At 36.4% G+C, this 23,062-nt stretch carries 25 protein-coding genes; 3 read left to right on the top strand and 22 right to left on the bottom strand.

The annotated features are described in order from the left end of the window. Positions 1-136 precede the first annotated feature (136 nt). Complete coding sequence (locus tag IV81_RS04815) at positions 137-880, bottom strand: amino acid ABC transporter ATP-binding protein (protein ID WP_057802715.1); 744 nt, start codon at positions 878-880, stop codon at positions 137-139. Beyond that, positions 880-2,340 carry an ABC transporter substrate-binding protein/permease gene (locus tag IV81_RS04810; protein WP_057802714.1) on the bottom strand — a complete coding sequence of 487 codons (1,461 nt, stop codon included), beginning with the start codon at positions 2,338-2,340 and terminating at the stop codon, positions 880-882. The genes IV81_RS04815 and IV81_RS04810 overlap by 1 nt, the downstream gene beginning before the upstream one ends. A 158-nt stretch (positions 2,341-2,498) precedes the next feature. Between IV81_RS04810 and IV81_RS09580 the strand changes: the two genes are divergently transcribed. Then, the gene (locus IV81_RS09580) at positions 2,499-2,669 is read left to right on the top strand and encodes an SPJ_0845 family protein (protein ID WP_269083935.1); all 171 of its coding nucleotides are present in this window, start codon (positions 2,499-2,501) and stop codon (positions 2,667-2,669) included. A 44-nt stretch (positions 2,670-2,713) separates the two neighbouring features. On the opposite strand, the gene IV81_RS04805 is transcribed toward IV81_RS09580, so the two are convergent. The 8 genes from IV81_RS04805 to rpsO form a co-directional block, all read right to left on the bottom strand. After that, complete coding sequence (locus tag IV81_RS04805; RefSeq protein WP_057802713.1) at positions 2,714-3,004, bottom strand: nucleoside triphosphate pyrophosphohydrolase family protein; 291 nt, start codon at positions 3,002-3,004, stop codon at positions 2,714-2,716. After that, positions 3,005-3,592, bottom strand: a complete 588-nt coding sequence (gene yihA / locus IV81_RS04800) for a ribosome biogenesis GTP-binding protein YihA/YsxC (RefSeq protein ID WP_057802712.1) — start codon at positions 3,590-3,592, stop codon at positions 3,005-3,007. A 94-nt stretch (positions 3,593-3,686) separates the two neighbouring features. Beyond that, on the bottom strand, positions 3,687-4,943 hold the full coding sequence (gene clpX, locus IV81_RS04795) for an ATP-dependent Clp protease ATP-binding subunit ClpX (RefSeq protein WP_057802711.1): 1,257 nt from the start codon (positions 4,941-4,943) through the stop codon (positions 3,687-3,689). 155 nt (positions 4,944-5,098) lie between these two features. After that, positions 5,099-6,406: a trigger factor gene (tig, locus tag IV81_RS04790; protein WP_057802710.1), complete on the bottom strand. Its 1,308-nt coding sequence runs from the start codon at positions 6,404-6,406 to the stop codon at positions 5,099-5,101. A gap of 145 nt (positions 6,407-6,551) precedes the next feature. After that, a complete protein-coding gene (tuf, locus tag IV81_RS04785; RefSeq protein ID WP_057802709.1) occupies positions 6,552-7,739 on the bottom strand; it encodes an elongation factor Tu in 1,188 nt (395 codons plus the stop codon). Positions 7,740-7,923: 184 nt separating this feature from the next. Next, positions 7,924-8,796, bottom strand: a complete 873-nt coding sequence (locus IV81_RS04780; RefSeq protein WP_057802708.1) for a hypothetical protein — start codon at positions 8,794-8,796, stop codon at positions 7,924-7,926. Beyond that, entirely contained in the window at positions 8,789-10,504 is a 1,716-nt protein-coding gene (locus IV81_RS04775) for a ribonuclease J (protein ID WP_057802707.1), read from the bottom strand. Before IV81_RS04775 ends, IV81_RS04780 begins: the two co-directional genes overlap by 8 nt. 183 nt (positions 10,505-10,687) lie before the next feature. Then, positions 10,688-10,957, bottom strand: coding sequence for a 30S ribosomal protein S15 (rpsO, locus tag IV81_RS04770; RefSeq protein WP_057802706.1), 270 nt, complete (start codon positions 10,955-10,957; stop codon positions 10,688-10,690). Positions 10,958-11,163: 206 nt separating this feature from the next. On the opposite strand from rpsO, the gene rpsT reads away from it, so the two are divergent. Continuing rightward, positions 11,164-11,418 carry a 30S ribosomal protein S20 gene (rpsT, locus tag IV81_RS04765; RefSeq protein ID WP_057802705.1) on the top strand — a complete coding sequence of 85 codons (255 nt, stop codon included), beginning with the start codon at positions 11,164-11,166 and terminating at the stop codon, positions 11,416-11,418. 87 nt (positions 11,419-11,505) lie between these two features. Here rpsT and holA read toward each other — a convergent pair whose 3' ends face one another. From holA to IV81_RS04710, 11 genes are all read right to left on the bottom strand, one after another. Next, the gene (gene holA / locus IV81_RS04760) at positions 11,506-12,525 is read right to left on the bottom strand and encodes a DNA polymerase III subunit delta (RefSeq protein WP_057802704.1); all 1,020 of its coding nucleotides are present in this window, start codon (positions 12,523-12,525) and stop codon (positions 11,506-11,508) included. After that, positions 12,522-14,666 (bottom strand): DNA internalization-related competence protein ComEC/Rec2, encoded by a 2,145-nt coding sequence (locus IV81_RS04755; protein ID WP_236696826.1) that lies wholly within the window; start codon positions 14,664-14,666, stop codon positions 12,522-12,524. The genes holA and IV81_RS04755 overlap by 4 nt, the downstream gene beginning before the upstream one ends. A 109-nt stretch (positions 14,667-14,775) precedes the next feature. Further along, the gene (locus IV81_RS04750; protein ID WP_057802702.1) at positions 14,776-15,258 is read right to left on the bottom strand and encodes a ComE operon protein 2; all 483 of its coding nucleotides are present in this window, start codon (positions 15,256-15,258) and stop codon (positions 14,776-14,778) included. 14 nt (positions 15,259-15,272) lie between these two features. Continuing rightward, the gene (locus tag IV81_RS04745; protein ID WP_057802742.1) at positions 15,273-15,983 is read right to left on the bottom strand and encodes a ComEA family DNA-binding protein; all 711 of its coding nucleotides are present in this window, start codon (positions 15,981-15,983) and stop codon (positions 15,273-15,275) included. A 43-nt stretch (positions 15,984-16,026) separates the two neighbouring features. Beyond that, positions 16,027-16,521, bottom strand: coding sequence for a pantetheine-phosphate adenylyltransferase (gene coaD / locus IV81_RS04740; RefSeq protein ID WP_057802701.1), 495 nt, complete (start codon positions 16,519-16,521; stop codon positions 16,027-16,029). After that, a complete protein-coding gene (gene rsmD, locus IV81_RS04735; RefSeq protein WP_057802700.1) occupies positions 16,518-17,078 on the bottom strand; it encodes a 16S rRNA (guanine(966)-N(2))-methyltransferase RsmD in 561 nt (186 codons plus the stop codon). The genes coaD and rsmD overlap by 4 nt, the downstream gene beginning before the upstream one ends. A gap of 2 nt (positions 17,079-17,080) precedes the next feature. Beyond that, on the bottom strand, positions 17,081-17,338 hold the full coding sequence (locus tag IV81_RS04730; RefSeq protein ID WP_057802699.1) for a YlbG family protein: 258 nt from the start codon (positions 17,336-17,338) through the stop codon (positions 17,081-17,083). Further along, a complete protein-coding gene (locus tag IV81_RS04725) occupies positions 17,339-18,541 on the bottom strand; it encodes an FtsW/RodA/SpoVE family cell cycle protein (protein ID WP_057802698.1) in 1,203 nt (400 codons plus the stop codon). A 178-nt stretch (positions 18,542-18,719) separates the two neighbouring features. Then, complete coding sequence (gene typA / locus IV81_RS04720; RefSeq protein ID WP_057802697.1) at positions 18,720-20,564, bottom strand: translational GTPase TypA; 1,845 nt, start codon at positions 20,562-20,564, stop codon at positions 18,720-18,722. 73 nt (positions 20,565-20,637) lie between these two features. Further along, positions 20,638-21,423 carry an inositol monophosphatase family protein gene (locus tag IV81_RS04715; protein ID WP_057802696.1) on the bottom strand — a complete coding sequence of 262 codons (786 nt, stop codon included), beginning with the start codon at positions 21,421-21,423 and terminating at the stop codon, positions 20,638-20,640. After that, on the bottom strand, positions 21,407-21,706 hold the full coding sequence (locus tag IV81_RS04710; protein ID WP_057802695.1) for a UPF0223 family protein: 300 nt from the start codon (positions 21,704-21,706) through the stop codon (positions 21,407-21,409). The genes IV81_RS04715 and IV81_RS04710 overlap by 17 nt, the downstream gene beginning before the upstream one ends. Positions 21,707-21,786: 80 nt before the next feature. On the opposite strand from IV81_RS04710, the gene def reads away from it, so the two are divergent. Continuing rightward, positions 21,787-22,341 carry a peptide deformylase gene (gene def, locus IV81_RS04705; RefSeq protein WP_057802694.1) on the top strand — a complete coding sequence of 185 codons (555 nt, stop codon included), beginning with the start codon at positions 21,787-21,789 and terminating at the stop codon, positions 22,339-22,341. 118 nt (positions 22,342-22,459) lie between these two features. Here the strand turns inward: def and IV81_RS04700 are convergent, their stop codons facing one another. Next, complete coding sequence (locus IV81_RS04700) at positions 22,460-22,933, bottom strand: hypothetical protein (RefSeq protein WP_057802693.1); 474 nt, start codon at positions 22,931-22,933, stop codon at positions 22,460-22,462. Positions 22,934-23,062 lie beyond the last annotated feature (129 nt).

Raw genomic sequence — 23,062 nt, 5'->3', positions numbered from 1 at the left:
CTCTGACATTACTAGTTTCATCAACCGAAATGAAAATACCCAATCATATTAGGATAACATAATAATAAAAACTCGCGAAACCATCTTTGAGATCACAAATTGTGACTATCCATCAACGATTCCCGAGTTCTATTTACTATTTAACAAGTATTTTAGATAAAAATTCTTTCGCACGATCAGTTTTAGGATTACTGAAAAAGTCACTAGGTGCCGCTTTTTCCTGAATATCAGCGTTATCCATGAACCAAATCTGATTTGAAACTGATTGAGCAAAACCCATTTCGTGCGTAACAACAACCATTGTCATTCCTGATTTAGCCAATTCACGCATTACGTCAAGCACTTCTCCAACCATTTCCGGATCTAAAGCAGAGGTTGGTTCATCAAATAACATAACATCTGGCTTCATTGCTAATGCTCTCGCAATCGCCACCCGTTGCCTTTGTCCCCCAGATAAATTATCTGGATATGCATCGGCTTTGTCTGATAGCCCTACCTGCTTCAATAATTCTAAGGCCTGCTTTTGGGCTTCATCTTCCGTTAGACCTTTAACACGAACAGGTGCCAATGTGATATTTTTCAAAACTGTCATATTCGGAAATAAATTAAAATTTTGAAATACCATTCCTACTTTTTCCCGAACATGTTCAATCTCTTTTTGGGTTTTTTTAGTCAGATCCTCTCCCTCAAGAAAAACGGTCCCAGTAGTGGGTTTTTCAAGAAGCGTTAGACATCTCAAAAACGTACTTTTTCCAGCTCCTGATGGGCCAATGATACTAATGATGTCACCATCATTTACCTCAGCGGAGATATCTTTAAGAATTGTATTTTCACCATACTTTTTTGTTAATTGATCAATTTTTAAAATTTCTTTAGTCATTAGTTAAACTTCCTTTCGTAAAACTTGAGCAAACGTGATAGTGAATACGTCATTATGAAGTATAAAATCATTGCTACAACAATTGGAGCGACTCCACGATACGTGTCTGATTGAACAATCTTTAGCTGATAAATCAAGTCCGTTACACCGATAATGGAAACAATCGAACTTTCCTTAATGAGCGAAATAAATTCGTTACCTAATGCGGGCCAAATGTTTTTCAACGCCTGTGGCATAATTACATAACGCATTCGATCTTTTTTATTTAGACCCAGACTTTCAGCTGCCTCTAGTTGTCCTCCATCAACAGAGTTAATCCCGCCACGAATAACTTCCGCAATATACGCGCCACTGTTTAGTGACACGGCAATCATTCCGGCCGTTAATGCAGGTAAGTTAACAAATAGTCCTAAACCAAAATAAACAAACATTAGTTGTACCATTAACGGGGTTCCACGAACGAATTCAACATATGCTGTTGAGATCATTCTTAGTATTTTACTATTACTCAAGCGAAGCAGTGCCAATAACGTTCCAGTAATAAAACCAAAGATTACACCAACTAGTGAGATTAAAATTGTGTAACCAACACCCATCGCAAAGTATTTCCAATAATGTAGCATTGAGGTGTTTGCCGTATTGCCTTTTAGATACGTTCCAGCTTCCTTTAAGTATTGCGGAATTAAATTTTTAGAATTGATTTTTGCAATCGTTCCGTTGATCTTTTTCTGAAGAACTGGTGAATTTTTAGGCATCGCGACGGCTGTGCTTGTTTCGTCATCATTCAATTCAAAGCCACCGTTAATAACTTTAATACCGCTATTATTTGATGCGTAAGCTTCTGCGGTTGGTTTTTCCATAACAACGCCATCCACTTTGTTCGTTTGAAGAGCTAAAATTAGATCCGTTCCTTTTTCAATTCCGCTAACTGTAGCTCCTTTAATTTGCTTTTTGGCTAAATTATATTGAATTGATCCCGTTTGCGCAGCGATCTTTTTATTTTCAAAAGAACTCTTATCTTTATAAATTCTAGAATCCTTTTTATTTATAATAATACTTTGTCCACCTTTATAATAAATATCCGAAAAGTCAACTGATTTTCGTCTAGCGGCACTTGGATTCATTCCGGATAAAACCATGTCGACCTTACCAGTTTGCAAAGCAACCAGTAGTGAGTCAAAATCCATGTTTTTAATCTTTAACTTAACACCCAGATCATCCGCAATATCTTTCGCTATACTTATGTCCATTCCAACGTCTTTACTTTTTCCATTAGACGTTGTTTGAAATTCATAGGGCGCATAATCCGGGCTCGTTCCAAGGACGATATACCCTCTTTTTACTATCTTTTCATATGTAGCATCTTTTTCATCAGCCTTAGTGCCTTCTTGTGCAAAAATAGTGCCAAAAGTCATTAAACTGACTAATACTATCAAAACTAAACTATATATTTTCTTCATGTTGCTCCCCTTTATTCAAGTTAATGTTAATAATATACAACATAAGACTCTATATTAAAAGAGTTTTACGTTAATTTTGAATTTTTATTCTGTATATGCAGTATATTCAAGTCGATAATGAATATTTTTAAATTCTGACAAATGTGTCTTTATTTGTTATGATAATTCTCAAAGAGGTGATTGATTTGGGACTCACAGTGAAAAGAACAACTGATCTTGAAAAGATGCTTGGTCAATTTACTACAAAAGCAACTAACGCCGATGAAGAAAAAAAGAAAAAAGATAAATTTTTAGCTAAAGATGGATCTAAAAAAGATCAAAAAAAATAACCATAATTCAACGGTTGAAAAACTGTTGGATTATGGTTTTATTTTTATTTAAAGTTGCCTGGATATCTTTTTTCTAAGGTTGTTATATTTTTTCGAGCCACATCATCAAAAGGAATGTCTGCCCATTCTGCAACTTGTGACAGATACCAGAGTACGTCGCCCATTTCTTTGGTCAGTTGTTCTTTATCAAGATCCGCTCCGCGAAAAGTGTAGTTCTTAACGAGATTAACCACTTGACCACTTTCTCCTGCCAAGCCGAGGGCACAGTTAGTTAATACTTGTTCATTACCAAATAAAGTTTTATTTGCAGTACGCTGATACTCGTTAAATTCCATCTACTCTACCATCCTATCTTCGATCCATTGCCAAATATTCTCTTTACCCATTTTAGTTTGAGCAGAGAACATTTGAAAGTCACTATCTTCATCAAAATTAAGAGCTTTCTTTATTTTGCTTTCATGCTGGTTCCATTTACCTCTAACAATTTTATCGCTCTTGGTTGCTACCACTAGAACCGGAATTTCATAGTATCGTAAATATTGATACATTGAAATATCATCTTCCGTTGGCTCATGTCGAGCATCAACCAGTGAAATTACGCCTTTAAGTTCTTTACGAGAGGTTAAATATTTTTCAATCATTTTACCCCATTTTTCGCGTTCCTTTTGAGAAACTTTTGCATAACCATAACCCGGAACATCAACAAAAAAAAGCTGATCTTCAACCCGATAAAAGTTCAATGTTTGGGTTTTTCCTGGCTGTGACGATGTTCTAGCATAAGATTTACGATTGATAAGTGTATTCGTCAAAGAAGACTTTCCAACGTTTGACCGGCCAACCATCGCAATCTCAGGATATCCTTGTTCAGGATACTGTTCCGGTTTAACAGCACTAATTTGTAATTCTACATTATGGACTTCCATAGTTCTCCACCTTTCAATTCCGTTTTTAATAATACCACGGATCTACAAAAAAAGAACCAGACATTGTCACCATCTGATTCTTTTAATTTAAAAATTATGATGCTTGCTCACTTATCAATTTTACTTCAGGTTCATCTCCATTAGTTACCGTTCTCTTGTTAACCGTAACTTTTGCCACGTCATTTCGAGATGGTATCTCAAACATAATATCACGCATTACATTTTCAATAATCGACCTCAAACCTCGTGCACCTGTATTTCGGCTAATTGCCTGATTAGCAATTGAATGCAGTGCCTGTGGTGTAAACCTTAATTCAACTCCATCTAAGTTCAAAAGAGCCTCATACTGCTTAACTAAGGCGTTTTTAGGTTCAGTTAAGATGTGCACCAAATCTTCCTCAGTTAACTTTTCCAATGCCGTCAGGATTGGTAAACGACCGATGAATTCTGGAATTAATCCGAAGTTCAACAAATCTTCAGGGATCACCTGCTGCATTAAACTCTTATCTTCATCAATTGTTGTGCTGGCATTGGAACCAAAACCAATCGTCTTATCGCCTAGGCGGTTCTTAACAATTGTTTCGATTCCATCAAATGCTCCACCAACAATGAATAAAATATTAGTTGTATCAATTTGGATAAATTCTTGTTGCGGATGCTTCCGGCCACCCTGAGGCGGAACGTTTGCAATGGTTCCCTCAAGAATTTTCAATAGGGCTTGTTGAACTCCTTCACCTGAAACATCGCGTGTAATTGAAACATTCTCACTTTTCTTAGCGATTTTATCAATTTCATCGATGTATATAATTCCTCGTTCAGCAGCTTCAACATTGTAATCTGCATTCTGTAACAACTTCAGTAAAATATTTTCAACATCTTCTCCAACATATCCTGCTTCTGTTAGAGTTGTCGCGTCAGCAATTGCAAATGGTACATTCAATATCTTAGCGAGACTTTGAGCTAAAAATGTCTTACCCGAACCCGTTGGTCCAATTAAGCTGATATTACTCTTTTGTAACTCTGGTTCGTTATCATCCGGCTTACTTTCGGCCATTTTATTAATTCGCTTATAGTGATTATATACCGCGACGGATAAAGTTTTTTTAGCCTCTTCTTGACCGATAACATACTGATTAAGGTAATCCACAATTTCTGCAGGTGTTGGGATATCAGTAATTGCTACCGGTTTATTTTCGGCAGCAAGCTCTTCATCAATAATTTCCTTGCAAAGGTCAACACATTCGTTACAAATATAAACGTCCGGACCAGCAATAATTTTTTTTACTTGATCTTGGGTCTTACCACAAAAAGAACAAGCAATTGGTTCAGTGGTCTGTTGATCATCAAACAATCCTGTCACCTCTCAAATGATTTATACCATCATCATAGCAAAATAAGTGGTTATTAGCCAATTCTACGTTTTTTGATGGTTACAAACAAAAACGATTTTGAGGGAAACCTCAAAATCGTTAAGTATAGTTATAAGATAAATTATCTAACTATTAATTATTTTTTAGCAGCCTTTGATTTTGGTTCTTCAATTGCTGAATCCTTAATTAAGTCAACTGCTGCCTTAATTGCAACATCGTGCTTAATCATATCTTCTGAAAGAGCTGAGCGAACAGCTGCTTCTTCCATTCCGTATTGTTCAGCTAAATCTTTAATTTCAGCATTAACTTCATCTTCTGAAGGAGCAATCTTTTCAGCATCGACAATTGCTTCTAATACAAGAGTTGTCTTAACGCGGTTTTCAGCGCCTTCACGAAGTTGGTCACGAAGCTGGTCTTCTGACGAGCCTGTTAATTGGAAGTACATCTCAGGGCTGATGCCTTGTTGTTGCATATTAGCAAGATATTGATTTACTTGACGATCAACATCTTCATTTAACATTGCAGCAGGAATTTCGGCAATTTCAGCATTATCAACTGCAGCTTGAATTGCTTCAGTTTCTTTAGAATCGTCAGCAGCTTGAATCTTACGAGACTTAATTTCGTCCTTAGTCTTGGCCTTTAATTCTTCTAGTGAGTCGACATCTTCATCAACGTCCTTTGCAAACTCGTCGTCAAGTTCAGGAAGTTCTTTTGTTTTAATTTCATGAATTTTAACTTTGAAAATTGCTTCCTTACCTTGAAGATCTTCAGCTTGATAGTCTTCAGGGAAAGTAACTTTAACGTCAACATCGTCATCAGTATTATGACCGATCAGTTGATCTTCGAATCCTGGAATAAACGAATTCGAACCTAAAACAAGGTCATAATTATCAGCTTTTCCACCGTCGAAAGCTACACCGTCAACTGAACCATCAAAGTCGATAGTAACTGTATCGCCGTCTTCAGCTGGTTTGCCTTCTTTAAGTACTAATTCAGCTTGTTGTTCGCGTTTCTTTTCAATTTCTTCGTCAACTTCCTTTGAAGTAACGCGTGTGCTTTGCTTGATTACTTTAACACCCTTGTATTCGCCGAGTTTTACTTCAGGCTTAACAGTTACAACAGCGCTAAGAACCCATGCTTGTCCCTTTTCCATACTGTCTACATCAACTTGTGGTTGATCTACTGGTTCAATTCCAGCTTCCTTGATAGCAGCTTCGTATGCTTCTGGTAACACGATGTTTAAAGCATCTTGATAAAGTGCTTCTTCGCCATACATTTTATTGAAAATTTGGCGTGGTACATGTCCCTTACGGAATCCAGGAACGTTTAATTGTTTCTTAGTTTGATTAAACGCTTTGTCAACGCCCTCTTTAATTTGATCAGTACCAATTTCGAAAGTTAGCTTTCCTTCATTAGTACCTGTTTTTTCCCATTTTGCAGTCATTGTGTTCCCTCCGACAGATGATTTATTTCATTACAATTCTGAATTGCATACGCTTATAATCTTAACGTATATGTCTAGAAAAGTAAATATGATTACAACAAAAAAACCCGCAATCAGCGGGTTTTTAGGTTAAGCAATTTGCTTATTAGTCGTCGATTTCTGATACAACACCAGCACCAACAGTGTGTCCACCTTCACGAACAGTGAACTTAGTACCTTTTTCAATAGCAACTGGTTCGATAAGTTCTACAGTAAATGTAACGTTATCACCAGGCATAACCATTTCAACGTTGTCAGGTAATTCAATAACACCTGTTACGTCAGTTGTATGGAAATAGAATTGTGGACGATAGTTTGAGAAGAATGGAGTATGACGTCCACCTTCTTCTTTAGAAAGGATATAAACTTCACCCTTGAACTTCTTGTGTGTTTGGATTGAACCAGGAGCAGCCAAAACTTGACCACGAACAACATCTTCACGGTTTACACCACGTAAAAGTGCACCGATGTTATCACCAGCTTCACCAACATCAAGAGTCTTACGGAACATTTCAATACCAGTAACAGTTGTCTTTGTAACGTCTTCTTTAAGACCAACAATTTCAACTTCGTCACCAATCTTGATTTCTCCACGGTCAATACGACCAGAAGCAACAGTACCACGACCAGTGATTGTAAATACATCTTCAACAGGCATCAAGAATGGCTTGTCTGTTGAACGTTCTGGTGTAGGAATGTATTCGTCGATTGTGTCCATAAGATCCATGATAACTTTTTCTTGTTCTGGATCGCCTTCAAGAGCCTTCAAAGCTGAACCGCGAAGTACAGGAACATCGTCACCAGGGAAATCATATTCAGAAAGAAGTTCACGAACTTCCATCTCAACAAGGTCAACTAATTCGTCATCGTCAACAAGATCAGTCTTGTTTAAGAATACAACGATGTAGTCAACACCAACTTGGTGAGCAAGAAGAATATGTTCACGTGTTTGTGGCATAGGGCCATCAGTTGCAGCTACAACTAAGATAGCACCATCCATTTGAGCAGCACCAGTGATCATGTTCTTAACGTAGTCAGCATGTCCTGGGGCATCAATATGAGCATAATGACGCTTTTCAGTTTCATATTCAACGTGGGCAGTGTTGATTGTAATACCACGTTCCTTTTCTTCTGGAGCAGCATCGATATCAGCATAATCTGAAGCCTTAGCTAGTCCTTTTTCTGACAACACTTTTGTAATAGCAGCTGTCAAAGTAGTTTTCCCATGGTCAACGTGGCCAATTGTACCAATATTTACATGGGGTTTTGTTCTTTCGTAATGTTCTTTTGCCATTAATACGAACCTCCTGTATGTCGTAAGAATCACTCAGCATTCATCCAATGAATAACTAGATCCTTTAATAAATATTATACTACATCCTCCACGAAAGGCAAAGCACCGTCAGAGAATCCTCTAGTATTGTATAATAACCAAGTTTATTTTGTAAACCAAAATATGGTATTAATTCCCTTTTTTATCATTGTTCAATGATTGACTTCATAATTTGGTTTAATTGATCAAATTTTTTAACATCCGTCTGTTCCAAAATTTGTTTTCTAATTCCCTGTTCCCATTCGGATGCAGTTTCAAAAATTCGTTTTGGAAACGGACAAGCTAAATCATACATTAAATTCACCTGTTGTACCAGCATTTCGGCTTGAATTGGATCGTTATTTTTTCGAACCAAGGCATCAATTTCGATTTTTAAATCAACTTGATTGGTCAGTTCAATTGGTTTTACTTTATACCGAATTCCGTCAATCCATTGGAAATCAACGGTTTCCTTAACTTTTAAAAACGCCAACTCTTTTAAAATCGATACTCGTGTTACTTGGTTCAAAAAAGGATCAACCAAATTATATTTAGCAATTTTAGCATAACTTTCGAGCGGTAACTTTGTGGCGTCATCAAGTATCTTGGATTGTTTAATAAATTTTTGGTCACCGATATGATAGAAATTCCGCTCTTCCTCTACTATTGTTTGAGGATAATTCTTTTTAAAGTATTCTTCCCTCTTATCTAAAGCTTTAACCAATCCATCTCGGTTAAAAGCATCCAAAGTTTTATGATTTAATAGTTCTTTTCTTGCTAAAATAAATCGGTCATTTTCGATCAAAATCTTAACGTAAGTTTCAAAAAAATCTTCCGCATAAATTAGTTCTTCGTTCTGATCATTAACCAGACGCAGGGCTTCTTTATAAAACCCGTCCTCAACGTAAAAATGAACCAAAGTAACGATAACTTGGTTATCCTGCTTCAATTCATTTTCGACTTCTAGGATACGGATGGCCTGCTCATGATGACCATTTTTCCACAGTTTTTTTGCTTCTTCAATGCTATTTCTATTCATTTTCATTCTTTTTTTTGCTAACTTTTTTTGTTTTTTTATGGTGCTGGTTAACTTCCATAATTACGGGAAGAATGACTGGACGTCGCTTAGTTTGATCATATAGAAACTTTCCGAGTTTATCGCGAACGTCCTGCTTTAGATGTCCCCAGTCAAATTCCTTATTATCGAGGTTTGCTTGAACCGCATTTTTAACTAATTCTGCACTTTCTTGAATTAAATCCCGGCTAGCTTTAACGTAAACAAACCCCTTCGATGTGATTTTAGGTTCTTTTATAATAATTTTTTTCTTTCGATCAATAGTTACTACGGCAACGAAAACCCCATCCTCAGAAAGAATTTTGCGGTCCCGTAACACGATATTACCAATATCGCCGACACCGATCCCGTCAATCATCGTATTTCCAACTTCAATTCCCTTACCCTGGAACATTTCTCCATCTTTGTACTCCAAGACGTCGCCCTTAGAAGCAATAAAAATTTGGTTATCATTTAAACCAACCTGCTTAGCTAATTCCCGATGGGCAGCTAGTAACCGATACTCACCCTGAATTGGTATTAAAAACTCAGGCTTGATTAGATTTAACATTAGTTGTAAATCATCTTGGCTGGCATGTCCTGTGGCATTTCCACGATCAGAAATTGACTTAACCTCCGCTCCAGCACGATAAAGCATGTCCTTTGTCTTTGCAAAAGTTGTCTCCATCGCATGCGACGGATTAGTGGCAATCACTACTAAATCACCGTTTTGAATTCTTAAACTTCCCTTATTTTTGGAAGCCATTTTTTGAAGGGCCTTAATTGGTTCACCCATCTTGCCGGTTTCTAAAATAATGGTCTTTTCGGGATCTAGCTTCTCTAATTTATTCAATGGAACAATTAAATTGTCATCTGGAATATTTAATTTGTTCAGTTTGATCGCCGTGTTAACAATTTTTTCGAGATCGTGTCCTGTCAAAACGACTTTTCGATCTGATTCAATTGCCGCATCGATAACTTGCTGGATCCGTAAGATATTTGATGCAACAGATGCGACAATAATTCTTCCATCATGATATTTAATTGTTTCCGCCATTGAGTCCGCAATATCCGTCTCATTGGATGACCTCTCAGGATTTTCGGCGTTTGCAGAATCACTTAACAATGCGATAACTTTTTTACTTCCAATTTGTGCCAGTCGACCGAAATCTGTTGCATAGCTTTCCGTCGCCGTCTGATCGAATTTGAAATCTCCGGTGTAGACAACCTGGCCTTCTTGGCAACTTAAAACTACTCCTAATGTTTCTGGAATTGTATGTGTCGTTTTAAAAAACGATACCGAAACATCCCCAAAGTCAATTTCTTTTTTCTCATCAACAACATGAAAATTATTGAATTTCTTTAGTTTAGGGTCATCATTAACTGTAATTTTTGCAAGAGCAATTGTCATTTCTGAACCAAAAACGGGAACATTGATCTCTTTCAAGAAATAAGGCAACGCGCCAATTGCATCGGCATGCCCATGAGTTAAAAATACTCCTACAATTTTTTCTTTGTTTTCAATTAAGTACGAAAAATCCGGAATTACAATATCAATTCCTAACAATTCGTTTTCTGGATACTTCAGCCCACAATCCAAAATGTAAATATCATCATGAATTTGAACCGCATACATATTCTTCCCATTTTCACGAACTCCGCCAAATGGGATTATCTTTACTGTGTTACTCATTTTTTCACCTACACTAATTTTTTATATTCCGCACAATATACATTGCTTTAATTCTAGCATAGATTAAACATTAAAAACAAAAAAGCCTTTCGAGACCCTTAAAGTACTTCAAAAGGGTTGGCTTTAAAACCAAATACCGATTGAAACTCTCAGGTACCGAAAGACTTTTTATGGATACAAATATTAGCGACGAAGACCAAGGCTCTTGATCAATTCTCGGTAACGTTGAACATCTGTCTTACGTAAGTAAGCAAGAAGGTTACGACGATGACCGATCTTCTTCATCAATCCACGTTGTGAATGATAATCTTTACGATGAACACGTAAATGATCGTTAATTTCGTTAATATCTGCTGTCAAAACTGCGATTTGAACTTCTGCTGAACCCGTATCGCCTTCATGACGAGCATATTTTGCAATAATTTCATTTTTCTTTTCTTGTGAAATTGCCATTATAAAACACCTCATAATCTATATATTACCCAAGACTGAGTAGATCGTCGGCAGATCGAAAGACTAAGTAGTGGGTTTGCTTTAACAAGCAATACTTAGTTTAACGAAAATGACGATATTTTTCAAGTATATTCGAGCATTGCAATAATGCGGGGGTTTCTGTATAATACTATTGTTGTATTAACCATATTCTGGAGGTGAATAATATGCCAGTTATTAAATCAGCTATGAAACGTGTTCGCACTAGCGAAAAGGCTGCTGCTCGTAACCGTTCGCAAATGAGTGCTATGCGTACAAGCATCAAAGCATTTGAAATCGCTGCTAAAAACAACGCCGAAAACGCTAATGAACTTTTACAATCAGCTTACAGTCACATCGACAAAGCTAAGTCAAAGGGCTTAATTAAGGCTAACAATGCGGGACGTAAGAAATCTCGTTTAGCAAAACAACTTGCTAAATAAAAAAACACCGGATATCCGGTGTTTTTTTATTTCCAAAAGATTCAAAATTCCCTTTTATAAGGGTTTTACAAAATAATACTTCGTTTTCTAGCTCCAACCATTTCTAAATTTAACCAAAAATAGTTCAAACAATTCTTTGGGGTCCCTTTGAGTAGTTTTTAGTTGTTCTTCTAAATTAATTAGTCCCAAATAAGCTCGCTGCAGGCTTTCAATCTTAAACTTTCGGGCTGATTGCATCGCAAGCTTTATCCGATATGGATGCGCCTTTAATTCTTGGGCTAATTTACCTTGTGAAAAACCTCTCTCCATCAATATTTTAACCTGCAATAGTAACCGAAATTGACTGACTAACGCCGCATTGATTCTCAATGGCTGTTCTTGATTTAAAATTAAAATTGAGTAATCGTCAATTGATTGCCTAATGTTTCCTTGCATCAATACATTAATTAAATCAAATACATTTTGGTTTAAACTACGAGGAACTAATTTTTGAACAGCATTGAGATCGATCATTTCGTTTCCAGAAGCATATAATGTTAATTTTTTGAGTTCATTAATAATTTGGGACAAGTTTCCGTCCGTCCGTAATATTAGTTCTCCAATTGCATCATCGGTGATTTGGGACTCTTTCTCACTAACGTATTGTAGCACTAGCTTTTTTATATCATTTTCCTTAGGAGCACTAGCATCAATTGTTTCTGCAATTTTTTTTAAGTCTTTAACAATCTTTTTGCGTCCATCAAGTTTTTCATATTTTGCTGAAATTAATAGGATTGTTGTTGGCTCTGGATCTTTTATATAATTTAAAAATCCATCTAAGTTAAATTTCAGCTTAGTTTTTTCACCCGTTAGAAATACCGGGTTGTTTAAAACAATTAGTCGATAATCACCAAAAAACGGAGCCGATCGTGCATCATCAAGTACTGTCCCTAAATCAACTGTTTCAAGGTCATACGTTCCTATGTTCATGACTCTTTGATCTTCAGGAATAACTGTCATCAAACTCTTTTTAACCGTCTCTTGAATATAACCGTCTACTCCGTCTACAAGGTAAATGGGGCTTAATTCGCGCTTTTTTAATTTGCTTTTTAAATCTGTTAATTTCATTGAACTATATTTTCCCCTTCATTTATTCCTGTAATCCATCTTCCCACACCGTTAGGGAAAAATCTATATGATATCATTCCACGATCTTGCGTTGAAACACTATGTATACGCAATCGCTTTAAACGCTCGATTACTTCTCGATTAGGATGACCGTATCTGTTGTTTCTCCCAGCAGATATTATCGCTAGTTTAGGCCTAGCTACGCTTAAGAGCTCATCTGAATTTGCCGTCTTACTACCATGATGTCCCAACTTAAATACATCAATATCTTTTGTTTCCGATCGATACCGATTGAGCATTGTGTGTTCTCCCTCCAAATCTAAATCACCGGTCAATAAAAACTGCTTTTTTCCGAACAAGCCTTTTAATACTAACGAATCACCGTTTTTACCCTTTCCACGCTGAAATGGGAAAAGAATTCGCATCGGAAATTTTTCTACTTTGTAATTCGCCATCACCCGATTTACACGAGTATTACGAATAAACGGCTGAATGTTATTTTTATAGTTACTAGTTGTTTCAACCCCATCAGGAAAAATTAAATTTTTCACTTTGAACTTCTTTAATATTACATCCGCTTCTCCGATATGATCCATATCTTGATGGGTTAAACATAGGTAATCAATCTTGGAAATCCCCATGCTGCCTAAATAGCTTACGGAACTATTTTCAGCAATCATCTTAGCTGGTTTATGAATTTTGTTTCCAAACTGAACCTTTCCACCGGTATCAATCAACGTGACCGACCTATTAAAAGGCTCTCGAACTAAAATGCTATCACCTTGTCCTACATCAAAAAAAGTAACTTCTCCAAAGGGAATTAGTTTAAAATAGCTCCACATCAGTATCCACGAACTACAGTAAACGTATCGATATACTTTTTTACGATATTCTGGACCACTAGAAATTATTTTTAATGCCATAACAAGTAAAATCAAAGTAACCCACAACGGCGGTTTGCCAAAGTGGATCATTCCAGGAATTTTATCTAATGCTTCTAGCAATAACTCAAATAAATTAATCAACGGATTAAATACCAACGACAAGTAAGGTATCGTAAAACTTAAAATGAGTATCGGAATTATTATTGCTGAGAAAATTGGAACGACTATGATATTAAATAACACGGTAAAAATGTGAATTTTATAAACAGAAAACAAAATAATGGGAATTTCTACCAGAAACACTTTAATTGACATGCCAAGATTTCCACCTGAGGGAGACATAATTAATACCAGCGATAGAATGTAGCTAAGTTGTCCTCCCATCTGTAAAAGTACAAATGGATTAATAAATAAATTAACTAACAAAACCAAGCACCACACCTCTAAAGCTTGTTGTTTCTTAAAATTTAATTTTTTTGCGATTAATTGCGTTAAAACAAGTGTAACGGCCCTGAAAAGAGATGTACTTCCACCACCAATAATAAAATATACTGGTAATATTATGATTTGAATCCATTCCATATCCTCTCTTTTTAATCGTAAAAACACCGCAATTCTTTCAATAAAGCGTGCCAAATAAAAAACATGCATCCCTGAGATACAAAACAAATGAATAATACCCATATCCCGTAATTTACTACTATTTTCCTTAAAAAAGTCCGTCTGACTCCCCATAATCACCCCTAAACAGTAACTTTGAAGCGGATTGGGAAGCTCCTGACAGCGAACGAGTAAGGTTCGGCGCCATGCGTGTACCTTAGAAATAATTTGATTATCTCTAACAAGCGAATATCCCTTCAGTTGACACTTTTTAATTTTAAAGAAGATCCGTTTGCCATAAGAAAATCTCCGAAAATCATACTGATTAATATTTGTCGGTCGATCTAATGCTCCCGTGCTACCAGTTACGCTAAATTTTATATCGCAATCCAATCGTCCGATCTCGCTTAAAACGGCATTATTGTTAATTGGAATAAATGCTTGTACCGGTTTTCCATTAATACTATTGTAGTATGCTCTGACAGACACACCCTCATCCATTACCTTTAATTCGTCTGGATGAACTTTTAAAGTCAGATTAACATCCGTCTTCTCGCCACCATCCCTTTGGATCTGAGTTATAACATTAGAAAAGTGAATAAAAAAACAGGCTAAAATTAAGACTGCCTGCATTAATATTTGATGTTTTTTTAACAAAATAATTCGAATTATCCATATGAGTAAAAAAATCAAAAATATCTTATCCTTGGTGAATAACCAACCTCCCATTAGGAAAACTGACACCGTTGACCATATTAGAGAAACCTTAATCACCTGCTTGTAAAATATTCTTAATATCAATTTTTTGTAAATCATCGTTTGAAAATTCAATTTGTTTAATTGATATCTTTTTTCTCTTAAGCAATTCGACGGCATACTGATCATTATGATAATTTCTCAGATAATTAATCCTAATAATTCCCGCCTGGAGTAGCATCTTTGTGCATTGAAGACACGGAAAATCGGTAACATAAATTTCTGCACCATCCGTCGCGACTCCTAACTTTGCACATTGTAAAACGGCATTCATTTCAGCATGAATCGTTCTAACACAATGTCCATCAACCAAATAACATCCTTCATCTATACAATGTACATCGCCTGAAACTGATCCATTATATCCTCCAGCAATGACTCGTCGATCCCTAACAATAATTGCACCAACCGAAAGTCTATTACATGTGCTTCTGAGCGATAGTAATGTAGCTTGCGTCATAAAATACTGATCCCAATCAATCCTATTGTCCATGTTATCCTCCATTCTTAAACTGTAATCGAGTCCTGTAGGCCCTCGAAAATTTTCTGTCCAATTCCCTGAACTTTCTTTAAGTCTTCAATGGTTTTGAACTCGCCTTGTTCCTCTCGAAAATTAATTATTTGATCCGCTTTCTTCTCTCCAACACCGTTTAGAGACTGTAACTCCTCTTTTGTTGCTGAATTTATGTTAACTAATTTGGTACTTTTACTCGAACCGGACCCGTTCTGTTCGGCAGCCGAACCACCGACCACTTTATTTTCAGACTCTTGGACAACCGCATCTTTTACCTCACCTTTGACAGGTACATATATTACCTGTTGATCACTAAGTTGTTGCGCCATGTTAATGTTTTTTCTATCAGCGGAGTTTGTCATTCCTCCAGCAATCTCGACAGCATCAATCACTCGCATACCATCTTTCACTTCATAGACTCCCGGATTTTTAACCGCACCCTTCACATCAACCATTGTTTTTTGATTCTTACTTGGCTTTGTAGGAGTGTCACTAGAGTTCGTCCTTCTTTCTTTTCCGTTACTCATGCTAGATGAACGATCCATTGAAAAACTACTGGAAGCATCTAAACTAGACTCTGATTGCTGGTTTTGTCCACCTTTACCGGCACCCACCAAAATGCTAAAAAACATTGCCACAATTATAACAGCTACAGCAGTAATTATAATTTGTTTTTGATATTTTTCCCAAATTTCTTCCATTATTTTCAATACCTCCGTAAACAAAGGTACAAAAAAAGACCGGATCTTATTTTTCCGGCCGAGTATTTCTTAACCTAGCTTGCAATATATTTTCAACTTCCTCTGGCACCAAGCCCTTCACGCTTCCGCCCATTTTTATAACTTCTTTTATTAAACTCGACGACGTGAAATTCCACTGAGGATTAGCCGGCAGAAAAACTGTTTCAACCTTTTGATCGAGAAATTGATTCATACCAGCAATTTGAGTTTCAAAATCGAGGTCTGCACCATTTCTAACACCTCGAATTAAAACATTAGCGCCTTCCCGCTTAAAAGTCTCCACGGTCAGTCCGGTGGCGGTTTTAAAAGTAACATTATCAATCTCTCCCACCGCGTTTACTAGTAAATTAACCCGTTCCTGTGGTGTTAGTAATGGTTGCTTATTAGTATTTATTGCAACAACCACAATTAGTCGGTCAAAAATGGCCGCCGACCTTTTAATGATGTCAATATGTCCATTTGTTACGGGATCAAAGCTTCCCGCATATAAAGCTGTCGTCATTTTTCAAGTTCCCCCTTAAAAATAACAATCTTCGTGATACCGTAATGTTGTTCACGTTGTTTCCCTAGGAAGCCAATTTTATCAGGCAAAACAACTTCATCACTTATCTCACAAATAATGGTTACATCTTCTTTTAGAAGATGTAACTTAATTAAATCTATTATATCCTGCTCGATAGTTTGAAGAGCATATGGCGGATCAAAAAAGACCAAATCAAATTGATATTCCTTTGTAGCCAAAGAGTGAATTATCTTTTTGGCGTCACCCTTAAGCACTGTAAACTGATCAGCCGATTTTGTCACTTTAATATTTTCATTAATCGTTTTAATTGCAGCGAATTGTTTATCAATCAAAATTGCTCGGTCCATCCCTCGTGAAACCGCCTCAATTGATAATCCCCCACTGCCGGCGTACATATCCAATACGGTACCACCTTGAAAATACGGACCAATAATATTAAAAATGTTCTCTTTAATTTTATCCGTGGTCGGTCGGGTCTTCATACCGGGAACTGCTTTTAATTTTCGTCCACCAAAATCACCGGAAATTATTCTCATTTTTATTCACCTGCTTTGTACTCGTCATCATTGGAATAATCCGTTCGTAAGCGTGCTCGCGGGGAGATGTACGCACTTTTTACAAATGACATTTTTTTAATTTTTGCCAATGTTTCTTCAATGTTGGATTTATTTACATAGATAATTAAGTAATGCATTTCTTTTGAAATATAGCTAATGTCTCCAACCCTTTTTAAGGGGCCAATTTTTCTTAACTGATTAAAAAAAATAACAATACTTTGTCGTTGAACTATTTCCATTTAATTTTCACCCTGATCTAATTGTATAAACTCGCGTTTCTGTGAAGCACTGATATTAAGCAAAACTCCCATAGTGGCCGATAAAACCATCATACTTGAACCACCATAACTAATAAAAGGAAATGTAACTCCCGTAATTGGAATTAGTCCTGTGATCCCTCCAACGTTAAAAAAGGTTTGCACTACCAAATAAGTAGCGATTCCATAACAGACTAAGGTATCATACATTTTTGTTGAGCGTGTCCCAATAATGATTGACCGTATTATAATAATAAATAATACCGAAATAATAATTACGACCATTATCAGTCCTAATTCTTCAGCAATAACCGACATAATAAAATCAGTATTGGCCTCCGGTAGATACCCCTTTTTCTGAATGCTATTTCCCAGACCTACCCCAAAAATTCCACCATTTCCTAACGCGTAATAAGAATTTACAAGTTGATTTCCGGCCCCTTTAGATAGTTCAAACGGATGCGCGAAGCCAACGATTCTTTGAAGCATATAGTTTGGTGTATTAACATCAATTTTTGATGCAAAAGTTGTTAAAAGGGCAAAAAAACTGGCCAACCCAATAAAAATCCCGGCAACACTTCTTCGATAATTACTACCCGCAGCCAGAAAAATAACGATAGCAATTGACGCATTAATGACTGAACCACCTAAATCGTGTTGGAGAAAATTTAATACGATTAAGAATCCTACTAAAACTGCCGGACTCCACGTTGTCTTTGAAGAAATATCCTCTCCAAGTTCAATTCGATTTTGATGAAGAGATAAGATGTTTGATAGATACAAAATAATGAATAGCTTTAAATATTCTGCAGGCTGAATTCCAAACGATCCGATATAAATCCATCCGGTCGCACCATTAGTATTAGACCCAAATAAAACTAAGTAGATTGAAGCAATTATTAATACAATTGACGCAATTTGAATTAGCCGTTTATTTCTAAGGCCCTTTTTATTTATAGCAAATATTAAAAACGTGATGACTAAACCAACCATTACCCAAACTGCCTGCTTAAGTAAATAACTTTTGGCACTAATTCCATTTTGAATATAAAAATCAGCACTTGCTGAATAAACCATGACGATTCCCAAGATACTTAATAATATATAAGGAATTGTCACCCATAGATCTATATATGGTAGTCGTTCTTTCATTTTTCGTGGAAACCAACTTAAAATTCTTTGCATTTCTTTTTCACCCTTTACCTTGCGGAATACCTATTCTATTATATCCTAACCGCCAATATGGTGCCAAAATACTTTAGAGATGTTAAAGAAATTAAACTTTTATTCGTTTTTTCCGTATAAAAAAACGAACCAGGTTGGCAAACACCAGCCCCGTTCGTTTTTTAATTTAATTGATACTTTATTTTCTAGCAGCCATTTTGCGTTTCTTAGCAGCTTTTTCACGTTCGTTCGTATTTAAAATTTGTTTACGTAAACGAATATGATCTGGAGTGATCTCACAATATTCATCTTCGTTTAGGAATTCTAATGATTCCTCAAGCGACATATGAACTGGAGTCTTAACTTTGGCAATATCTTCTGAACCAGCAGCACGCACGTTCGTTTGATTACGTCCACGGGTGATATTAACTGAAATATCGTTTTCGCGGCTGTTTTGACCAATGATCATTCCTTCATAAACTTCTGTACCAGCGTCCGTGAAGATTGTTCCACGGTCTTGAACCGCCATAATCGCATACGTTGTAACTTTTCCAGAGTTAATTGAAACTAATGTACCATTACGACGTCCAGGATTCCAGTTCTTGATAACTGGTAGATATTCTTGGAACGTATGATTCATAATTCCATATCCACGAGTCATTGAAAGGAATTCTGTTGAATAACCAATCAAACCGCGTGATGGAGCCAAGAATGTTAGACGTGTTTGTCCATTATCCGTCGATTCCATATTTTTCATTTCACCCTTACGCTGTGAAAGTGAATCAATTACTGAACCAGTATATTCGTCAGGAGTATCGATTTGAACCAATTCGAACGGTTCGCACATCTTGCCGTCCACTTCTTTTAGAATTACTTCTGGACGAGAAGCCTGCAGTTCATATCCTTCTCGACGAAGTGTTTCGATTAAAATTGATAGATGTAGCTCCCCACGACCAGATACAATCCATGCTCCAGGATCATCAGTGTCATCAACTCGTAATGAAACATCGGTATGAAGTTCCAACTTCAAACGTTGTTCTAATTGACGAGAAGTTACGAATTTACCTTCACGACCAGCAAATGGAGAATCATTAGTTCTGAAAGTCATTTGTAGTGTTGGTTCGTCAATCCGGAGAATTGGTAAAGCTTCTGGATGTTCTGCATCGGCTACTGTTTCCCCAACGAAAATATCTTCCATTCCTGAAACCGCAATTAAATCTCCGGCTTTAGCTTCTTTGATCTCTAAACGCTTTAATCCAAAGAAACCAAAGAGTTTAGTAACACGGAAATTTTTCTTAGTTCCATCAAGCTTAAGGACCGAAACATTATCACCAACTTTGATTTTGCCACGGAATACACGACCAATTCCGATTCGACCAACGAAATCATTATAATCTAGTAATGCTACTTGAAATTGTAATGGTTCGGCAGATGTATCCTCTGGCGCTGGAATTGTATCCACAATTGTGTCAAAAATAGGCTTCATTGTATGTTCTTGATCAGAAGGATCAGATGAAAAACTGGACGTTCCATTAATAGCTGAAGCATAGACCACAGGGAATTCCAATTGATCTTCATCGGCACCTAATTCAATAAATAGATCAAGCACTTCATCCACAACTTCTTCAGGACGTGCACCAGGACGGTCAATCTTATTGACAACAACAATCGGTGTTAAATGTTGTTCCAAGGCTTTTTTTAGAACAAAGCGAGTTTGTGGCATTGTTCCTTCAAAAGCATCAACAACGAGCAAGACACCATCAACCATTCGCATGATTCGTTCAACTTCGCCACCAAAGTCGGCATGTCCGGGTGTATCAAGAATGTTGATTTGACGGTCTCCATAGCGAACCGCCGTATTCTTTGAAAGAATTGTAATTCCGCGTTCTCGCTCAATAGCATTGGAATCCAATGCACGATCTTCAATCTGAACATGTTCGTCCAACGTATCCGATTGTTTTAATAATTCATTAACCAAGGTTGTTTTACCGTGGTCAACGTGGGCAATAATTGCAATATTTCTAATATCGTCTCTTAAATTCAAAATGTTTCTCCCTTTCGTTTTTCAATGGTTTAACATAAAAAAACCTGTGACCCTTGATAGTCACAGCTTAACGCTAATCTACTATGTTTATTATAGCAGAATATGCTTTTTTCGTAGCAACTAGTACAACGCCCGATTTTAGCACATTAACAGCTGTGTCGTCAATATAACGCAGTTTTAAATTAAGCACCGGTGCTAAAGCGTTTCCAGCTGCAAAATCCCATGGTTTTAAATGTGAAATGTAACCAACTTGTTTCCCAAGCAAGACTCTTATTAATTCAATGCCAGCACTGCCTAAAACCCGAGTTCCAAGACTTATTTCTTCAATTTCTTGAAAATGATAAACATTTCGAACCAGCATCGGACCACTTAGACCAATTAATCCATCATCTAACTCAATGTTTTGGGGTTGTTTAATTTCGATTTCGTTATTAAAAACTTTTCCGATCCCCTTCCCACCATGAACCAATACATCGCGCATAATATCATAAATGTATCCCAATAGAGGCTGCCCATCTTCATACAAAGCAATCATTACCGCAAAATCTTCTTGTTGTTTAACAAAGTTCATCGTTCCATCAATTGGATCAATTACCCACATTAGTCCTTTATCATTTTCAATACCACTTTGTTTCTCTTCCGCCAATATTTTTGAGTCTGGTAGCAACTGTTTTAATTTTTGAATTATTTTAGCTTGATTTTCACGATCAAGTTGCGTTACTAAATCTCGCCGACTGGTTTTTTCATCAACCTTTAAGTGTTCTGTCATTCTATTTAGAATAAATTGCCGATCCACATTTAAAAAATTTACTATTTCTGCATCTAATCGGATTAGATCACTCTTATCGATTTTTTTCATCGACTTCCACCTTGATTTTTCTTTTTTCTGAGTCTTTAAGTTGCTTTATAGCTAAAAAAGGCTGCATTCCAGAATTACTCTGAAATTCTCTAAAAATTCGTTTTTCTTCACTTTTATTAGGAACAACTTGTTTAAACTTTTTGTATTGATCATTCAACCGCTCTCGACTTACACCCTTGTCATAGGCTTTTTCAATCGTCGCAAAAAAATTTATAACATCAGTTAATTCATTAATGTTCCAACGTTCATCCATTGGATATGAAAAGTTCTCTTTTATGCTCATGTCTGATTCCTTTAAGATTTATTTTGTCCTACGGTTATTTTATATTATACTAACAAATAGATGAATTGGAGGTTTTTATCTTGATTAAAATGAACGATATAACTCGAGACGGGAATCCCGTTTTGCGTAAACGCGCAGAAAAGCTATCATTTCCGCTTGATGCCAAATATATTAAAGTGGCAAATGAAATGATGGAATACTTAAAAAACAGTCAGGACCCCAAAATTGCTGAAAAATACCATTTACGTGCAGGCGTAGGACTCGCCGCCCCACAAATTGGACTTTCCATACAAATGGCATCAGTGTTAGTTCCCGGTCCAGAAAACGAGATTGTTTTTGAAGAAACGTTGGTTAATCCCGTTATCATTAGTCAGTCCGTGCAGGTTGCTGCACTTGAAGAAGGCGAAGGCTGTTTATCTGTTGATAAAGATGTCCCGGGCTACGTTCCTCGCCACGATCGCATCACTATTCGCTATCAAACTCTTGATGGTGAAGAAAAAACTATTAAACTTCGCGATTATCCCGCGATTGTTTGTCAGCATGAAATTGATCATCTCAAGGGAACTTTATTTTACGATCATATCAATAAAAAAGATCCATTAGATATTGAAGAAGGCGCAATCTTAATCGGCTAACCGTTAGACATTTAAAGGGGTTCTAAAATTAAATCGGGGAGGTTCTGGCAAATTTTTGTCAGAGCCTCTTTTTATTACTATCATTGTCATTTTAATTACTTTTAAACATAATACCCAATTATAATTTACTGAGATCTTTTAGATAGTCTTTTGTTTGTTGATTAATTAGGTAAACCACGTCTATATCGAGTGTTCGATCGTTAATCCAAATATCCGAAACTCGTAACAAAGGGCCTTCACGATCTTCAAGATGATGTTCTTTACTATAATCTTTCAATGCTAAATCAATCTTTTCTCTAACCCCAGAAATGTTTTTAGTATCACTCAACTCTTGAGTAACCTCTGCTTTATAATTAAATCCGACGACTAATTGTCCCCAGACATCTGCCACCGAATTTCCCTTTGTTCCAGAAAAGCTAACTCCAAAATTTTTCGAAGTTTCAGCAACAAACTTCATCGCATCATCAACAATTGTCTCACTTGAATTTCTGACTATTGTCGCTGCTTTAGCAATTCTTTTCTTTTTTACATATAAACCAACCAGCAAAAAAAGAACGATTATTATTAGCAGAAAAATTATCCATGCTCCCACTTATTACACCTCCATGCTCTAGGCCTATGTTTCTATACTTATATTAGTCTCTATGATAGAATGTTAAAAGATGCGTTGTAGTAATACAACTTATTGAACGGGCAAAACTTTTATTTTTATTTGAACATA

Source organism: Pediococcus stilesii (genome assembly GCF_001437075.1).
Taxonomy (GTDB): Bacteria; Bacillota; Bacilli; order Lactobacillales; family Lactobacillaceae; genus Pediococcus; species Pediococcus stilesii.
Note: the sequence above shows the minus strand (reverse complement) of the source record. Positions and strands in the feature narration are given on the sequence as shown.

What these genes read in the sequence shown, in the direction of transcription:
- coaD (WP_057802701.1), bottom strand. Translation starts at nt 16,521, where the DNA reads ATGACGACAGCTTTATATGCGGGAAGCTTTGATCCCGTAACAAATGGA.
- IV81_RS04815 (WP_057802715.1), bottom strand. Translation starts at nt 880, where the DNA reads ATGACTAAAGAAATTTTAAAAATTGATCAATTAACAAAAAAGTATGGT.
- tig (WP_057802710.1), bottom strand. Translation starts at nt 6,406, where the DNA reads ATGACTGCAAAATGGGAAAAAACAGGTACTAATGAAGGAAAGCTAACT.
- IV81_RS04725 (WP_057802698.1), bottom strand. Translation starts at nt 18,541, where the DNA reads ATGCAAAGAATTTTAAGTTGGTTTCCACGAAAAATGAAAGAACGACTA.
- IV81_RS04730 (WP_057802699.1), bottom strand. Translation starts at nt 17,338, where the DNA reads ATGGAAATAGTTCAACGACAAAGTATTGTTATTTTTTTTAATCAGTTA.
- IV81_RS04775 (WP_057802707.1), bottom strand. Translation starts at nt 10,504, where the DNA reads ATGAGTAACACAGTAAAGATAATCCCATTTGGCGGAGTTCGTGAAAAT.
- rpsT (WP_057802705.1), top strand. Translation starts at nt 11,164, where the DNA reads ATGCCAGTTATTAAATCAGCTATGAAACGTGTTCGCACTAGCGAAAAG.
- IV81_RS04715 (WP_057802696.1), bottom strand. Translation starts at nt 21,423, where the DNA reads ATGAAAAAAATCGATAAGAGTGATCTAATCCGATTAGATGCAGAAATA.
- IV81_RS04750 (WP_057802702.1), bottom strand. Translation starts at nt 15,258, where the DNA reads ATGGACAATAGGATTGATTGGGATCAGTATTTTATGACGCAAGCTACA.
- rsmD (WP_057802700.1), bottom strand. Translation starts at nt 17,078, where the DNA reads ATGAGAATAATTTCCGGTGATTTTGGTGGACGAAAATTAAAAGCAGTT.
- IV81_RS09580 (WP_269083935.1), top strand. Translation starts at nt 2,499, where the DNA reads ATGATAATTCTCAAAGAGGTGATTGATTTGGGACTCACAGTGAAAAGA.
- IV81_RS04780 (WP_057802708.1), bottom strand. Translation starts at nt 8,796, where the DNA reads ATGAATAGAAATAGCATTGAAGAAGCAAAAAAACTGTGGAAAAATGGT.
- holA (WP_057802704.1), bottom strand. Translation starts at nt 12,525, where the DNA reads ATGAAATTAACAGATTTAAAAAGCAAATTAAAAAAGCGCGAATTAAGC.
- IV81_RS04805 (WP_057802713.1), bottom strand. Translation starts at nt 3,004, where the DNA reads ATGGAATTTAACGAGTATCAGCGTACTGCAAATAAAACTTTATTTGGT.
- IV81_RS04710 (WP_057802695.1), bottom strand. Translation starts at nt 21,706, where the DNA reads ATGAGCATAAAAGAGAACTTTTCATATCCAATGGATGAACGTTGGAAC.
- tuf (WP_057802709.1), bottom strand. Translation starts at nt 7,739, where the DNA reads ATGGCAAAAGAACATTACGAAAGAACAAAACCCCATGTAAATATTGGT.
- IV81_RS04810 (WP_057802714.1), bottom strand. Translation starts at nt 2,340, where the DNA reads ATGAAGAAAATATATAGTTTAGTTTTGATAGTATTAGTCAGTTTAATG.
- yihA (WP_057802712.1), bottom strand. Translation starts at nt 3,592, where the DNA reads ATGGAAGTCCATAATGTAGAATTACAAATTAGTGCTGTTAAACCGGAA.
- rpsO (WP_057802706.1), bottom strand. Translation starts at nt 10,957, where the DNA reads ATGGCAATTTCACAAGAAAAGAAAAATGAAATTATTGCAAAATATGCT.